14 protein-coding genes are annotated in these 15850 nt (G+C 65.4%); 4 read left to right on the top strand and 10 right to left on the bottom strand.

The window, feature by feature from the left end; genetic code table 11:
* Positions 1-2: 2 nt before the first annotated feature.
* Positions 3-917 (top strand): sigma-70 family RNA polymerase sigma factor, encoded by a 915-nt coding sequence (locus FJW10_RS23130; protein WP_246674352.1) that lies wholly within the window; start codon positions 3-5, stop codon positions 915-917.
* Here FJW10_RS23130 and FJW10_RS23125 read toward each other — a convergent pair.
* Entirely contained in the window at positions 883-1866 is a 984-nt protein-coding gene (locus tag FJW10_RS23125) for an LLM class flavin-dependent oxidoreductase (RefSeq protein WP_140901769.1), read from the bottom strand. The genes FJW10_RS23130 and FJW10_RS23125 overlap by 35 nt on opposite strands.
* Before the next feature lie 154 nt (positions 1867-2020).
* Entirely contained in the window at positions 2021-2176 is a 156-nt protein-coding gene (locus tag FJW10_RS23120; RefSeq protein ID WP_140832702.1) for a hypothetical protein, read from the bottom strand.
* Positions 2177-2473: 297 nt separating this feature from the next.
* Between FJW10_RS23120 and FJW10_RS23115 the strand changes: the two genes are divergently transcribed.
* A complete protein-coding gene (locus FJW10_RS23115) occupies positions 2474-3241 on the top strand; it encodes an SDR family oxidoreductase (RefSeq protein WP_140901768.1) in 768 nt (255 codons plus the stop codon).
* Between the two features lie 222 nt (positions 3242-3463).
* Here FJW10_RS23115 and FJW10_RS23110 read toward each other — a convergent pair whose 3' ends face one another.
* The 6 genes from FJW10_RS23110 to FJW10_RS23085 all read right to left on the bottom strand — a co-directional run bounded on the left by FJW10_RS23110 (position 3464) and on the right by FJW10_RS23085 (position 12290).
* On the bottom strand, positions 3464-4408 hold the full coding sequence (locus FJW10_RS23110) for an ABC transporter permease (protein WP_140901767.1): 945 nt from the start codon (positions 4406-4408) through the stop codon (positions 3464-3466).
* Entirely contained in the window at positions 4405-5460 is a 1056-nt protein-coding gene (locus FJW10_RS23105; protein ID WP_140901766.1) for an ABC transporter permease, read from the bottom strand. Before FJW10_RS23105 ends, FJW10_RS23110 begins: the two co-directional genes overlap by 4 nt.
* Positions 5460-6980 carry an ABC transporter ATP-binding protein gene (locus FJW10_RS23100; RefSeq protein ID WP_140901765.1) on the bottom strand — a complete coding sequence of 507 codons (1521 nt, stop codon included), beginning with the start codon at positions 6978-6980 and terminating at the stop codon, positions 5460-5462. Before FJW10_RS23100 ends, FJW10_RS23105 begins: the two co-directional genes overlap by 1 nt.
* Before the next feature lie 230 nt (positions 6981-7210).
* Entirely contained in the window at positions 7211-8236 is a 1026-nt protein-coding gene (locus tag FJW10_RS23095; protein ID WP_140901764.1) for a BMP family protein, read from the bottom strand.
* Between the two features lie 169 nt (positions 8237-8405).
* The gene (locus FJW10_RS23090; RefSeq protein ID WP_140901763.1) at positions 8406-10481 is read right to left on the bottom strand and encodes a 3-hydroxyacyl-CoA dehydrogenase NAD-binding domain-containing protein; all 2076 of its coding nucleotides are present in this window, start codon (positions 10479-10481) and stop codon (positions 8406-8408) included.
* Between the two features lie 96 nt (positions 10482-10577).
* Complete coding sequence (locus FJW10_RS23085) at positions 10578-12290, bottom strand: MFS transporter (RefSeq protein WP_140901762.1); 1713 nt, start codon at positions 12288-12290, stop codon at positions 10578-10580.
* A 164-nt stretch (positions 12291-12454) separates the two neighbouring features.
* Between FJW10_RS23085 and FJW10_RS23080 the strand changes: the two genes are divergently transcribed.
* Entirely contained in the window at positions 12455-12982 is a 528-nt protein-coding gene (locus tag FJW10_RS23080; protein ID WP_181177632.1) for a TetR/AcrR family transcriptional regulator, read from the top strand.
* A gap of 16 nt (positions 12983-12998) precedes the next feature.
* Here the strand turns inward: FJW10_RS23080 and FJW10_RS23075 are convergent, their stop codons facing one another.
* Positions 12999-13589 (bottom strand): hypothetical protein, encoded by a 591-nt coding sequence (locus FJW10_RS23075; RefSeq protein WP_140832719.1) that lies wholly within the window; start codon positions 13587-13589, stop codon positions 12999-13001.
* A 44-nt stretch (positions 13590-13633) separates the two neighbouring features.
* Positions 13634-14242: a TetR/AcrR family transcriptional regulator gene (locus FJW10_RS23070; RefSeq protein ID WP_140901760.1), complete on the bottom strand. Its 609-nt coding sequence runs from the start codon at positions 14240-14242 to the stop codon at positions 13634-13636.
* A gap of 78 nt (positions 14243-14320) precedes the next feature.
* Between FJW10_RS23070 and FJW10_RS23065 the strand changes: the two genes are divergently transcribed.
* Complete coding sequence (locus FJW10_RS23065; RefSeq protein WP_140832723.1) at positions 14321-15604, top strand: MFS transporter; 1284 nt, start codon at positions 14321-14323, stop codon at positions 15602-15604.
* The last annotated feature ends 246 nt before the right edge of the window (positions 15605-15850 follow it).

Genomic DNA, 15850 nt, shown 5'->3' with positions numbered 1-15850 from the left:
GCGTGACCGGTTCGCAGGATCAGTCCGTTGCGGCGACCGAAACCAGGCTTCGCGCCTTCGAGCGCGATGCCGCCGGCCTGAGGGCCAAGTTGCACCGCTACGCCTCGCGCATGGTCGGATCGGTCATCGATGGCGAAGACATCGTCCAGGAAGCTTTGGCCAAAGGCTTCGTGGCGATCAGGAATGGCGACATGCCCGACAAGACCGAGCCCTGGCTGTTTCGTATCGCGCACAACGCGGCGCTCGATTTCCTGCGCAAGCGGACCCGCTTGCGAGGGCGCGAAAGCGAGGTCGAGCTCGACATGATCGCCGACGAGAATTCGGTGCTGGATGCGCGCATGGCCGCCGAGGCGAGCCTAGCCGAGCTGATGCAACTGCCGCCGGCGCAAAGGTGCACGGTCGTGCTGAAGGATGTGCTCGGCCACAGCCTCGAGGAGATCGGCGAAATCCTCGAAACCTCCGATACGGCGGTCAAGGGCGCACTGCAGCGGGGCCGCGAGAGCCTGCGCAAGCTGGCGGCCGCGCCGCGCATCGCGCCGCCCCGCCCGGCGCTCGACCCGCAGGACATGCGACGCCTCGGCGGCTATGTGGCCGCCTTCAACGCCAGGGACTTCGATGCCTTGCGCGGCCTGCTGGCCGAGGACGTGAAGCTCGAGCTGGTCAACCGCTTGCGCGCCGACGGCAAGGAATATGTCGGCAACTATTTCGGCCGCTATGCCGACGAAACGCATTGGCATTTCACGACCGGCCTTGTCGAAGGCCGGCCCGCCATCCTGGTCACCAGCCCGGACCGTCCAGAGAGGCCGCCGCGCTACTTCATCCTCATCGATTGGGAGAACGGCCGGATCGCCGGCATCCGTGATTTCCTGTTCGCGGATTACGTCATGGACGGCCTGGATTGCTCATCCCAGCCGTAGGAAGGCCGGCGTTAGCGAAGGTGGATCTCAGGGAAGGTCTGGGACGCAAGCATCCCGGTTGCGGAACCTCCACCTCGCGCCGCGCCAGCGAATTCGCGACCAGCGTGATCGTCTCGCGTCCGATACGGGCGATGTCGCTTGGGCGGTCGATGCCGCCGATCATGAATTCCTCGATGCCAAGCGCCGCGTAGGGCAGCAGCGCCAGGGCGATCCGCGCCGGCGGCCCGGCAAGCTCGACCGCCTTGTGATCCGGAGTGCCTGTCCAGCCGTGCGGGCGAATGCGGACAGGCAGCGCGAAGCGCAGCCTGCCGGCGCGGCCATGTTCCGCCGCGGCGCCGCGCACGCGCTGCATCAATTGCGCGACCTCGTCTGGCGAACCGGCGGCCAGCTCGAAGACGTCGGCGTGCTTTCCGGCGACCTTCAAGGCCGTGCCGGACTGCCCGCCGAGACGGATGGCAAGGTCGGCGCCATGCGGCCCCTTGCGCGGCACGAAGCCGCCGCGGACGCTGTAGAAGGCGCCTTCATGGTCGAAGGGCCTGTCGTTCGACCACAGGCGCTTCAACAGCACCAGATATTCGTCGATGCGCTGCCACACCACGCTGTGGCCAACGGGCCGGGCCTCGGCATCGCTGTCTTCCAGCGGCTCGCTCAGCATGCGAAGCGACAGGCGGCCGCCGCTTTTTCGATCGAGCGCCGCGAGCTGCCTTGCCGCCACGGTCGGCTCGATCACGCCGGCCCAATGCGTCAAGACGACTTCGAGCGAGCCGGTGCGGTCGAGCGTCTGCGCGGCGATGTCCATATTGGTGAGCAGTCCGGCCGGATCGTCGACCACCAGCCTGCGGAAACCGGCGTCCTCGATCAGCGACAATCTGGTCGCGGTTTCGGCGAAGTCGTAGAAGAAGCTGCCATTGGCAGGCTTGCCTGGAACATGCGTGAACTCGATCGGCATTGCCATCTCCTCCATCACGTTGGCTTGCCCCGCTTCAAAGCCTACTAACCAAATCCGAGACGTTGGCGCGCGACGACGCCCTGGCGCCCGGCCAGTTTTCCACTCCGATTACTCGACTCAGATTGTTTGACGGCGGGTCTCGGCCCGCCCTGGATCAGGGGATCAGCCCCAGGATCACCGCGCCGGTGAACACGAATGCAAGCGCGAAGACGAGATAGGCGAAGGTGCCGCCATAGGCAGGCCTCCAGCTCTGATCGGCAGTCAGCCTTTGCCCCTTGCGGGCGGCCTGGGCGTTCTGGATATAGGACATATCGACCTCCGTCACGACCATTAATCTATAAAGTTAGTAGACTTTGTCGATTGTTATTTTCGAGCGATTCCTGGAATGAATTTTTTAAAAGAGGACGGATCGTGGTTTTCCATACTCGCAGCGCAGGCAGTGTGGCCGATATCGGAACACAGGCAATCTGGCCGAACGGTTGAAAATCGGCCGTTTTCGCGGCGTTCACAGGTACAATATCCAATCGCTCGAACGGTCTTGGCCGCCTCGCGCATGACGGATAGCATCGCTTGGGCCAATATGGGCGGCACTGAAGGAGCAATAAGAATGGGTGGAAGGCTGGCGGGCAAGGTTGCCATCGTTTCCGGCGGCGCGACGGGCATGGGCGGGGCGGCTTCGGAATTGTTTGCCGCCGAAGGCGCCAAGGTGGCGATCATCGACCGCAATGGCGAGGCGGCCAGCAAGACCGCCGCGGCGATCCGGGCGCGGGGCCATGTCGCGGAGCATTTCGTGGCCGACGTTTCAGACGAAGCGCAGGTCGAAGCGGCGGTGAAGGCGGCGACGGAAAAGCTCGGCCCGGTCACGGTGCTGTTCAACCATGCCGGCACCATCGTCATCAAACCGTTCCTGGAAACGACGCTGCAAGAATGGGACTGGCTGCATGCCGTCAATGTGCGCTCGATGTTCCTGATGACGCGCGCGGTGCTGCCCGGCATGATCGCCGCAGGCGGCGGCTCGATCGTCTGCACCTCGTCGATCTCGGCCGTGGCGGCAACGCCGAACGAAGTGCTCTACGACACGACCAAGGGCGCCTGCCACATGTTCGCGCGGGCGATCGCGGTGGAATTCCGCGACCGCAACATCCGCTGCAACGCCGTCTGTCCCGGCTTCATTCGCACGCCGCATGGCTTGCGCGAGGTGGCCGATCTCGGCAAGCTCGGCGTCGACGTCTCGGACGCGGCGATGGCCGCGCAGCAGGGCCGCATCGGCGAGCCGGAGGAAGTGGCGAAGGCCGCGCTGTTCTTGGCGAGCGACGAGTCGAGCTTCGTCAACGGCGCGCATCTGTTTGTCGACAACGCGTTCACGGCGATTTGAGGCCAGCTTGGCGCCTTCCTCTCCCCCGTCGATCGGGGCAGAGGTGTCGAGCGTAGCTCGACGGAGTGGGGGTCGACCCTTGGCGCGGTGCCGAAATACTCTTACGCCTGGGCCCATTTCAATATTCGTTGGCGGCGGTTGCAAGGCGGTTCCCCCACTCCGTCGCTGCTTCGCAACGCCACCTCTCCCACTCCGGAGGGAGAGAAAAGGACGCCTGCTCGTCTAACGCTCCTCCCGTCGGAACGGCTTCAGCAGCGCCGAAGGCGCGACCGCGTTGCGCGACATGAAAGCCATGGCGACGATGGTGAAAATGAAGGGCAGCATCAGGAACGCTTCATAAGGGACGTGGCCGAGGCCGCTCGCTTGCATCCTGAGCTGCAGCGCGTCGACGAAGGCGAAGAGCAGTGCGGCGCCCGCCGAGCGCCATGGGTCCCAGCGGCCGAACACCACCAGCGCGATCGCCACCCAGCCTCGTCCGGATACGACGCCGAAGGTGAAGGCGTTGAACTGCGCCATGGTGAGGAAGGCGCCGGCAAGGCCCATCAGCGCGCCGCCGAGGATCACCGCCTGAAAGCGTGTGGCGATCACGCTGACGCCGGCCGAGTCCGCCGCACGAGGGTTCTCGCCGACCATGCGCACGGAAAGCCCCCATGGCGTGCGGTAGAGCACGAAGGCAGCGAGCGGGACGGCGATGATGGCGAGATAAACGAGCGTGAACTGGTTGAACACGGCCGGGCCTAGAATCGGAATGTCCGAGAGCAGCGGGATAGCCACCGGCTTGAAGCCGGTAACGCTCGGCGGCACCGATTGCTGGCCGAAGATCAGGCGGTAGAGGAAATAGGCGAGGCCGGATGAGAACAATGTCACGCCGATGCCGCAGACATGCTGGCTGAGGCCCAGTGCCACCGTGAACAGCGCATGCAGCGCGCCCATCAGCATGCCGGTCAACACCGCGACAAGCACGCCCAGCCACAGGCTGCCGCTCAGGCTGGCGGCTGTGAAGCCCGCCATCGCTGAGAGCAGCATGATGCCCTCGATGCCGAGATTGAGCACGCCGGCGCGCTCGGAAAACATTTCGCCGAGCGTGGCGAAAGCGAGCGGCGTGGCGATGCGGATGATGGCGGCAAGGAAGCCGACCTGGAAAATCTGCTCGAACACCGCGCTCATGTTTGCGCTCCCACGCGGCGGATGCGGTAGGCGGTGAAGAGCAGCGCCACCAGCATGGCAAGCAGCGCCGTGCCCTGGATGACGTCGCTGAGGAAGGCCGGCACGCCGGTCGCGCGCGACATCGCCTCGGCGCCGGTCATGACTGCGGCCAGGAAAATCGCCGCCGGCACCACGCCGAGCGGGTTGAGCCGGGCGAGCATCGCGACGACGATGCCGGAATAGCCATAGCCCGGCGAAATGTCGCTCATCACCTGGAAGTGCACGCCGCCGACCTCGCCAACGCCGGCGAGCCCGGCCAGCGCGCCGGACAGCAGCGCGGTGGAGATGAGCACGCGCTGCACGTTGATGCCGCCATAGCGGGCGGCTTCCGGGTTCTCGCCGGTGACGCGGATGCGGAAGCCGAGCGTGGTGCGCGCGATCAGGAACCAGCAAAGCGGTGCGGCGATCAACGCCACGACGACGCCGAGATGCAGGCGCGTGCCTTCGATCAGCACCGGGAAATTGGCCGCGTCCTCGATCGGCGGCGAGATCGGGTAGCCGCTGAACGTGTCCTTCCACGGTCCCTCGATCAGCGCCATCAGCGCGTAATAGATGACCGAGTTGAGCAGCAGCGAGCTCACCACGTCGTCGACCTTGAATTTTACGCGCAAAGTGGCGGGGACCAGCGCGACGAGCGCGCCTGCCGCGGCCCCCGCCAGCGCCATCAACAGCATGGCGAGATAGCCCGGCATCGGGATAGCGCCGACGAAGCAGCTTGCCACCGCGCCGGCGAGCAATTGACCTTCGGCGCCGATGTTCCAGAATTTGGCGCGGAAGGCGATGGCCACCGCAAGGCCGGTGAAGATCATGGGTGCGGCGCGCACCAGGGTTTCCGTGAGGGCGTAGCTGTCGCCGAGCGAGGCGGACAGCATCACGCCATAGGCTTCGACCACGCCGGCGCCGGCGATGGCAATCAGGCCGCTGCACAGGATGAGCGTCGCGGCGATGGCCAAGAGCGGCAGCGCGAGATTGAACCAGGCGGGTGTCGAGGCGCGGGCTTCGAGGCGAAACATCAGGCCGCCTCCTCGGTGTGCCCTGCGCCGGTCATCATCAGGCCGAGCCTTGCGACGGTGGCATCCGCGCTGGGAAGCGTGCCTGCGATGCGGCCCTCATACATCACCGCGATGCGATCCGAGAGCATCAGCAATTCCTCCAGATCCTCGCCGATGACGATGATGCCGCAGCCCTTGGCGCGCATGGCCAGGAACTTCTCGTGGATGAAGCGGGCGGCGCCGATATCGAGCCCGCGCGTCGGCTGTGAGACGATCAGCACCTTCGGGTCGAAGGCGAGTTCGCGGGCCAGCAGCGCCTTCTGCAGATTGCCGCCCGACAGCGCGCCGGCGCGCACCATCGGGCCGGGGCAGCGAATATCGTAGGCCTTGATCTGCGCTTCGGCGAAGGCACGGATCGCGGCCGGATCGAGCAGCCCCCTGCGGCTGAATGCCTCGGTGCCGATGCGCGGCAGCACCATGGAATCGGCGAGTGGGAGGTTGGTGACGAGGCCGGTCGTCATCCGGTCTTCCGGTATGCGGCCGAGGCCGAGCGCCTGCAGCTCGCGCGGCGAAAACTGCGCAACCGTTTTGCCGGCTATCGTCATCGCTCCGGCCTTGGGCGCCAGCATGCCGGAAATGACGTCGGCAAGCGCCCGCTGGCCGTTGCCGGAGACGCCGGCGATGCCCAGGATCTCGCCCGCGCGAATGAAAAGCGAGACGTCGCGCAACGGCGTCCCGGCATGGCCGGCGGTGGAAATGCCGTCGAGCGTCAGCACGGAAGCGCCGGGCGTCGAAGCCTCCTTGACCGGCGGCACGATTTCGTGGCCGCACATCAGCTTCGCCATCTCGGCCGAGGTCGTTTGCGCCGGACGGTCGATGCTGCCGGCGACCTTGCCGTGGCGCAGCACCACGCAGCGATGGGTGAGGGCGCGAACTTCATTCAGCTTGTGCGAGATGAAGATGATGCCGAGCCCTTGCGCCGCCATCGAGCGCAGGGCGGCGAACAGGCCGTCGACCTCAGAAGGCGCCAGCACCGCCGTCGGTTCGTCGAGGATCAAAAGCCTGGCGCCGCGAAACAGCGCCTTGATGATCTCCAGCCGCTGCTGCTCGCCGACCGACAGCGCCGAGACAGGTAGGTTCGGATCGAGGCTCAAGCCATGCTGGCGGCCGATCTCCTGTAGCCGCGCCAGTCCGCCGCCACGGTCGATGCGGCCGGACTTGCCGCGAATGCCGATCAGGAGGTTTTCCAGCACCGTCAGCCGCGGCGCGAGGTGGAAATGCTGGTGCACCATGCCGATGCCGGCGGCGAGCGCATCGGCCGAATTGTGGATGGCGACGGGCTTGCCTTCGACCAGGATCTCGCCGGCTTCCGGCGCATAGGCGCCGAATAGCACGTTCATCAGCGTCGTCTTACCGGCGCCGTTCTCGCCGAGCAGCCCAAGGATCTCGCCCGGCGCGACGCTGAGATCGACGGCCTCGTTCGCCTTGACGGCGCCGAAGCGCTTGGTGATGCCGCGCATTTCGATGAGTGGGGCGGACAAGGGTGCTCCCTGGATTTGCGATCCGGCCAACCATGGAGGGCAGCGCTACACCCTCTCTCTGGCCGGCCGGCAATCTTCCCCTCACGGGGAAGATCAGATGTCACGGCGGCCTTCGCCAACTTTCAATGTTGAAAGATCGAGCGCCGTCGAGGGAACTGCCAATCTCCCCGCTCGAGGGGAGATGTCCGGCAGGACAGAGAGGGTGCCTAGCGCCGCCCCTCAACCAGGCGTCAATCCGAAACCGGCGTGTTCTCGTCGACGTCGACGCGGAAATTGCCTTCGAGGATCTCGGCCTTCTTCTTCTCGACCAGGTCCTTGACGTCGGCGGGCAGCGTCTTGTCGAATTTGTGGAAGGGCGCCAGATACGAGCCGCCCTTGGCCATGCGCGAGAAATCGCCATAGTCCTGCGCGGTGAAGACGCCGGCCTTGACCAGCTTGATCGCCTGCTCGACCGTCGGGTACATGTCCCACACCGGGCCGGTGATGACCGTATCCGGCCCGAGGCTCGACTGGTCGGACATGTTGGAGATGGCAAAAATCTTCTTCTCGACAGCCGCCTCGATGACGCCGAAACGCTCGGCATAGATGACGTCGACGCCGGCATCGATCTGCGCCACGGCCGCTTCCTTAGCCTTGGGCGGATCGAAGAAGGAGCCGATGAAGGCGACCTTCTTCTTGATGTTCGGGTTGACCTCCTTGGCGCCGGCGAAGAAGGCGTTGACCAGCCGGTTCACTTCCGGAATGCCCATGGCCGCGACGGCGCCGACCGTGCCTGACTTCGACGTTTTTCCGGCGATCATGCCGGAGAGATAGGCGGGTTCGTGGATCCAATTGTCGAAGACGCCGAAATTCGGCTCGGCGGGCCCAGCACCCGAGCCGAACAGCCAAGCCGTCTTCGGGAATTGTTTTGCCGTGCGGCGCGATTCACGCTCGGCGGCGAAAGCGTCGCCCAGCACCAGCTGGTAGCCGCCCTGCGCATATTCGCGCATCACGCGGCTGAAGTCGGCGGTTTGCACCTTTTCCGACCATTTGTACTCGATGCCCAGTTCCTTCTCGGCCTTCTGCAGGGCGACATGGATCTGATTATCCCACGGCTCCTCGATCGGCGTGGCGAAGATCGCCGCCACCTTCAGCTTCTTATCCTTGGCGAAGGCCGCGCCGGGCAGTGCCGCCGCCGCAAGGCCGAGCGCGCCGAGTTCCAGCATGTTGCGCCGCGACAGGCCGGCGCGCTGCGTTTTGCTACGTTCGTTTTCCATTGAAGTGCCCCTCTGTTCGACAGCCGTGTCGAGCCGGCCGTTCAAAAAAATGTCAGACGAGAGACTATGGAACGGTGGTTGAGATTTGTCCACATGGTCAAATTTGGTGTGCCGCCTCGGCGTTCGTCATCCTCGGGTCTACGCTTCGCTCCGCCCTGGAATGACGACGTTATGGGGCGCCGCCCGCACCTTCCCACGATCCCGTCTCGGCAAACTTTCTCAGCACCGGCGCCGGCTCGAAGATCGCCCTGCCGGTCCGCCCATGCCAATGCTCCAAGCGCTCGACGATCTTCGCCGCGCCTTCAAGTCCGGCCCAGAACATCGGTCCGCCCTTGCCGATCGGGAAGCCGTAGCCGTTGACCCACACGACATCGATATCGGACGCCCGCGCGGCGATGCCTTCCTCGAGGATCGTCGCGCCTTCGTTGACCAGCGGGTAAAGTGTGCGCTCGATGATCTCGTCGGCGCCGATCTGGCGCCGCGCTATGCCCAGTTCTTCCGCCTTGGCACGGATCAACGCCGCGACGTCGGGGTCGGCGATCGGCTCACGCGCGCCAGCCTCATAGCGATACCACCCGCGACCGGTCTTCTGGCCGAAATGGCCCTGCTCGCAAAGCGTATCGGCGATCACCGCCGTCTGGCCGCGCGCCTTGCGGTTGCGCCAGCCGATGTCGAGGCCGGCGAGATCGCCCATCTGGAACGGTCCCATCGGCCAGCCGAAATCGGTGAACGCCTTGTCGACCTGGGCGGGCGTTGCACCTTCGAGCAACAGCGCCTCGTTCTCCGCGCCGCGCGCGGCGAGCATGCGGTTGCCGACAAAACCGTGGCAGACACCGACGACGACCGCCACCTTGCCGATGCGCCGGGCGAGATCGGGGACCGTCGCCAGCACGTCGGGCGCGGTCTTTTCGGCCCGCACGATCTCCAAGAGCTTCATGACGTTTGCCGGCGAAAAGAAATGCATGCCGAGCACGTCCCCTGGACGCGAGGTCGAGGCGGCAATTTCGTTCACGTCGAGATAGGAGGTGTTGGTGGCGAGGATGGCGCCGGGCTTGGCGATGGCGTCAAGCCTGCCGAACACCTCTTTCTTCACCGCCATGTCCTCGAACACGGCCTCGATGATCAGATCGCAATCGGCGAGATCGGCATAGTCGGTGCTGCCCTTGAACAGTCCGAGCCGATTCTGCTTGGCCGCGTCTGTCAACGAACCGCGGCTGACCGAAACGGCGTAGTTCTTGTCGATCGTCGCCAGCCCGCGTCGCAGCGCTTCCTCGCTGGTCTCGACCAAAGTCACCGGAAGACCGCCATTGGCGAAAGCCATGGCGATGCCGCCGCCCATCGTGCCGGCGCCGATAATGCCGACGCGTTCGATCCGGCGCTTCCGCAGGTCCTTGCCGGGAATCTTGGCCGCCTCGCGCTCGGCGAAGAACAGATACCGCTGCGCCCGCGACTGGTCGCCGGAAACGAGTTTCAGGAAGAGCTGCCGCTCGGCCGCAAGCGCCTCGTCGAACGGCAAGGTGATCGCGTTGCGCACGGCTTCGGCGCAGGCAAGCGGCGCTTCAAGCCCGCGGGCCTTCCTGGCCAGTTCCGCCCTCTGGGCGTCGAAGGCGGCGAGATCGGTCCCGGCAAGGCGGTCGTCGCGGTCGCGCACCGGCGCGAACGGTTCGCCCCGCTCCACCATTTCGTTGGCGAAACGAATGGCCTGAACAAGCAGATCGCCATCGAAAGCCGCATCCACCAATCCGGTGGCCTTGGCTTCGTCGGCCGAAATCGGCGTTCCGGAAACGATCATGCCGAGCGCTTTCACAGCACCCACAAGGCGTGGCAGTCGCACGGTGCCGCCGCCGCCCGGCAAAAGGCCGAGCTTCACTTCGGGCAGGCCAAGTTTGGCGTCGCGATCGGCGACGCGGAAATGACAGCCCAATGCCAGCTCCAGCCCACCGCCGAGCGCGGTGCCGTGGATCGCGGCGACCGTTGGCTTGGCGATGGTTTCAAGCAAGGCGATGATGGCGCGCAGTTCCGGCTGCTGGATCGGCTTGCCGAATTCGGTGATGTCGGCGCCGGCGACAAAGGTGCGCCCGGCGCAGGCGATGACGATCGCGCTTGCGGCGGGATCGTCGCGCAAAGCGGCGAGCGCCTCGTGGAGCGGCTTACGGACGTGAAAACTCAGCGCATTGACCGGCGGGTTGTCGATGGTGACCACCGCCACGCCGTTTTCGTTCGCGACGCTGACAAAACTGGACAAGCGGAACCTCCCGAGACCGGCTGCAATCGCGCAAGGGTTTACTCGGCAGCGACCCGAATGGGAACCCGATGCAGCGCTGGCCTAACGCTTGGCCGTTTAGCGTCGACTTGCTGCCTCGGCGGCCAGGTTCTCTGAAAACTCCGCCTCGGCGCCGCGGCCGCCGCGCCAGGAGGCGAAGGCGGCGCCCAGATAGAGGATCGCCGAAAAGGTGAAGGCGAAGACCAGCCCGTGCTTGAACGGCCCCGACATCAGCTCGGGGAAGAACTGATTGCCGGTCAGTGTCGCGGCGTTGGCCGGCGGCAAAGCGTGGAGCACGTCGGCCGGGATCAGTTCGCCCATCGGGTTGTAGCCGAGGAAGGCGGCGAACAGGCTGGCGACCGGCGGCATGTTGGCGATCTGGTGTGCGATCGCCTCCGGCACGTGTTGCGCCAGAAGGCCGGCTTCCATCGTCGCCGGCAAGCTGGCGGCGAGGCCGGCCAGCATCAGGCTGAAGAACAGGCCGATCGACAGCACCTGTCCGGCGTTGGTGGTGGTGGCGCGCATGCCCGAAGCCTGGCCGCGCTCGCGCGCCGGCACCGAATTCATGATCTGCGTCGAGTTCGGCGCCACGAACAGGCCGGAGCCGAGGCCGTTGAGAAAGAGCAGCCCGGCGAATGCCGTGTAGGAGAAGTCGGCCGGCAGCAGCATCAGCGCGACGAAGCTGGCCGCGCCCGCGACCATGCCGCCAACGGCGAAAGGCACGCCGCCGATGCGGTCGGAGAAATAGCCCGAGATCGGCCCGGCGATCAGGAAGCCGATTGTGAGCGGCAGCATGAAGATCGCCGACCAGAGCGGGGTCTGCTCGAAGGAATAGCCGTGCAGCGGCAGCCAGATGCCCTGCAGCCAGACGATCAGCATGAATTGCAGGCCGCCACGGGCGATGCCGGAGGCGAGGTTGGCGATGTTGCCATAGGCGAAGCCCGGAATGCGGAACAGCGACAGGTCGAGCATCGGCTTGGCGACACGGTTTTCGATGATCACGAAGGCGATCAGCGAGACAATGCCGATGGCAAACAAGGTCAGCACTTTCGGGCTGGTCCAGGCCATCACCTGGTCGCCATAGGGCTGCAGGCCATAGGTGATGGCGGTGAGGATCATGACCAGGCCGAGGCCGAAGCTGACATTGCCCAGCCAATCGATTGTGTGGCTGGAGCGGTTCGGCGCGTCGTGCAGCTTGAGATAGGCCCAGATGGTGCCGACAAGCCCGAACGGCACGTTGATCCAGAACACCAGCCGCCAGTCGGTGTCGGCGAGCAGTCCGCCGATCAAAAGGCCGATGAACTGGCCGCCGATCGCCGCCACGACATTGATGCCGAGCGCGAAGCCGCGTTCGTTCTCGGGGAAGGCGTCGGTGAGCAGCGCCGTGGAATTGGCCATGATCAGCGCGCCGCCGATGCCCTGGACGATGCGGACGCCGATCAGGTACATGGCGGCGAAATCGCCTTGTCCCGGCAGCAGGCTGAGCGCGATGGAGGCGGCGGTGAAGATGGCGAAGCCCAGATTGTACATCTTCGCCCGGCCGAACTGATCGCCCAGCCGGCCGAAGGCGACGACCAGCACGGCGGTGGCGATCATGTAGCCGATGATCGCCCAGAGCAGGTAATTGATGTTGCCGGGGTCGAGCGCCTTGAGGCCGATGCCGCGAAACACCGCCGGCAGGCTTATCAAAAGGATCGAGCCATTGATGGCTGCGGCCAGCATGCCGAGCGTGGTGTTGCTCAGAACCATCCATTTGTGGCTCTTTGGGCGGTCCTGTCTTGCGGTGGTCATGGCGTTCAGATCCGGCGCCGCTGGCGCGTCGAGGGCCGGCAGGCTATATATGAGGATAGTTTCAGGTTTGAAATATGAGGATGGCCTCGGAAAAATCAAGCGCAACTGTGCCGCAGCCGCGCGCGCCGAAGCAAAAAAGAGGCCGTGACCGCGTCGCCGCGCTGATGGCGGCGGCCTCGGAGCTGTTCGTCGAGAAGGGTTTCGACGCGACGACCATGACCGAGATCGCCGCCAAGGCGGGCGCCGCCATCGGCACGCTCTATCTCTTCTTCCCGACCAAGCAGGCGGTGGCGCAGGCAATCCTCGCCCAGAACGCGGAAGCGCTTTCGGCCGAGCTCGATGACCTGCGCGACCGGACGCAAGGGATGAGCGCGGCGGCGATCGCCGACCGGCTGTTCGCGCGGCTTGGGACCTTCATGGCCGGACATCCGGCCTACTCGGCGCTGCTCGACCTGCCGGGTGACGACGGCTGGCGGCGCGCCATGCGAGGGCACCGTCGCAGCCAGATCGCGACGCTGTTCGCCGCCGCCGATCCGCCGCTGCCGGTGGGACAGGCCGAAAGGCTGGCGGTGATCGTGCCGCAGCTGATGCGCATTCCGCTGACGCTGACCGGCGAGAAGCGGCTGCGCGACGGCGTGCTGGAGGACTTGCGGCTAATGCTTAGCCGGCATCTGGAGGCCGGCGAAGGCTGAGGAAGCCCGGTCGCGGTTAGTTGTCCACCCGGCCGAAAGCGGGCACGTCGCCGATCACTTCGCGCTTGTCCTTGCCGCAGGCGAAGGTCTTCGCCTTCTCATCGGCAAGCTTGCGCGCCTGGTCGTTGGCCTGCGGGTTGCCGGTGGCCAAAACCAGGCCGACGGTGCAGCCCCGATGCTCTTCCGGCTGCGCCACCTTGGCGACGACCAGCACGTCAGTCGATTTCTTCTCGTCCTGCGGGTCGCTGATCGAGCGGCGGTGGATGGCGGCGAAGGGAATGGCGACATCGCCATTGGTCTCGATGCGCCACTCGACCTTCGGGCCCGAGCCGTTGAAGGCGGTGAAGCTCTCCCAGACCGCGGTCATGTCCTCGGATGGGAAGCCATAATAGACGGATTCGCGCGCGTCGTCATAGCCGATCAGCACCGGGTAGCCGCGATAGCCGGAGCAGACGAGGCTCGCCCAGTCGCCGTCGCCTTCCGCGGCCTGCGCATAGGTGACGCAGTCCTTCTTCCAGTCGAGATCGGTGTAGGCGCTGGAGATCTCGCCGGCTTGGGCCGTCTGGCAGAGAGCGGCGAAAGCAAGCGGGATTGGAAGAACACGCATGGCTGACAACTCCGTTCGAGTTGCCGAAAGCGTAGCGTCAATTGCTATTTCTTCAAGCTGGCTTCGATCAGGAGGTCGGCGTTGCGCGCGACGGCGGCCGCCGGTCCGCCCAGGCCAAACAGCTGGCCGCTGATATAGGCGCCTTCGATGAGGAGCAGCAGGCCGTCGCCCAGCGTATCGGAATCGGCGGCGCCCATCGCGGCGGCCATGCCGCGCAGGCGCCGGCGCAGCTCCACTTTGTTGTTCTCGCTCACCACCCGCGCGGGATGCCCGCGCTCGGGATATTCCACCGCAGCGTTGGTCATGCCGCAACCGCGATAATCCGGTTTCTGCGTGCGTTTGCCGACCCGGGTCAGGAAAGCGATGATCTGCGCGCGCGGATTGCCCGGATGGGCATCGACGGCCTCGTCGAAGCGTTCCCAGAATTCGAGGTCGTATTTGCGCAGATAGGACGCGGCGAGCTCGTCCTTGGACGGGAAGCTGCGATAAAGGCTCGGCTTGGTGACGCCGGCGCGCTTGACGATCTCGTCGACGCCGATCGCCCGGATGCCCTCGCGATAAAAAAGGTCGCGCGCGACGTCCAGGATTTTGTCCGCAGCCTTCGGCGCCGGAGCTCCGCCCAATGACGCATCAATTTTATTGTCCGATGGCATGCAAACAACTCGCTTGACAATGTTACTGACCGGTACGTATGTAGGGCATCACCCCATTGCAACGTACCGGTCAGTAACATGATAGCTCAGTCCCGTCCGTTTGGCCAGCGCTACGCTTTCGTCGTCGTTGCCGTCATCTTCTTCTGCCTGTTGATCGCGGCCGGGCTTCGTTCTGCGCCCTCGGTGATGATGGTTCCGCTGGAAGAGAGCTTCGGCTGGCGTCGCGACGTGACCTCCTGGGCCGCCAGCGTCGGCATCCTGCTCTATGGCCTCACCGGTCCGTTCGCCGCGGCGCTGATGGAGCGCATCGGGCTGCGCCGCACGCTGCTCGGCGCGCTGCTGGTGATGTCGGGATCGACCGCGCTCAGCCTGTTGATGACTGAGCCCTGGCATCTCTTCCTCACCTGGGGCGTGTTTTCCGGCATCGGTTCGGGCGCGGTGGCGAGCGTGCTGGGCGCCACCATCGTCAACCGCTGGTTCAAGACCAATCGCGGCCTGATGATGGGGCTGATGTCGGCCTCCAGCGCCACCGGCATGCTTATCTTCCTGCCGGTGATCGCCTCACTGGCGCAGAGCGGCGGCTGGAAGCCGGTGGCGATCGCCGTGGCGATCGCGACGGCGGCCCTGATCCCGTTCGTCCTGCTGCTGGTGCCCGAGCGCCCCGCCTCGATCGGCCAGGTGCGCTACGGCGCCGATGCCGACGACGTGCCGCCGGTGTCGCCCGCGTCGCAGGGCAATTTCCTGGCGCATACGCTGAACACGCTGCGCCGGGCTGCCGGCACCCGGGTGTTCTGGTATCTGTTCGCCACCTTCTTCGTTTGCGGCTTCACTACCAACGGCCTCGTCGGCACGCATCTCATCGCCTTCTGCGGCGACATGGGCATCGGCGAGGTGCAGGCTGCCGGACTGCTGTCGATGATGGGCATCTTCGACCTGATCGGCACGACGCTGTCCGGCTGGCTCACCGACCGCTTCGATCCGCGCAAGCTCCTCGGCGTCTATTACGCGGTGCGCGGGCTGTCGCTGATCTACCTGCCTTATTCCGGCTTCTCGGCGACCAGCTTGGTCATCTTCGCCGTGCTCTACGGGCTCGACTGGATCGCCACCGTGCCGCCGACGCTGAGGCTTGCCAACGAGGCGTTCGGCGATCGCAGCGGACCCATCGTGTTCGGCTGGATCGTCGCCGGCCACCAGGTGGGCGCCGCGGCGGCGGCCGCCTTCGGCGGCACGATGCGCGAGCTGCAGGGCAATTACGAGCTGGCGTTCCTGATTGCCGGCATGACCGGTATTGCGGCGGCATGCATCTCGTTGCTGATCAACACCGACAGGCCGGCTTTCGAGCCGGAGGCGCAGGCGGCTTGAGGCATGTCGAGATTCGGGTGAGGCCGGCCTGCAAACAGCAGTCTCCTGCGCTTCCGGTGCTCACGTACTTTAAGTACGCTCCGCTCCGGTTCTCGGAGACCGCCGTTTTCGGCTCGTCCTGACCCGAATCTCGACATGCCTCCCGGCGCAGTTTTTCCCTTCTCCGCGAGGGCAGAAGAGAAAGTCCAGACTGTTCACTGTTATCAAAACTTCATGGTTCCGAGACACGCCTGAAACATTGAGGCG

This window comes from Mesorhizobium sp. B4-1-1, from assembly GCF_006439375.1.
Classification (GTDB): Bacteria; Pseudomonadota; Alphaproteobacteria; order Rhizobiales; family Rhizobiaceae; genus Mesorhizobium.
Note: the sequence above shows the minus strand (reverse complement) of the source record. Positions and strands in the feature narration are given on the sequence as shown.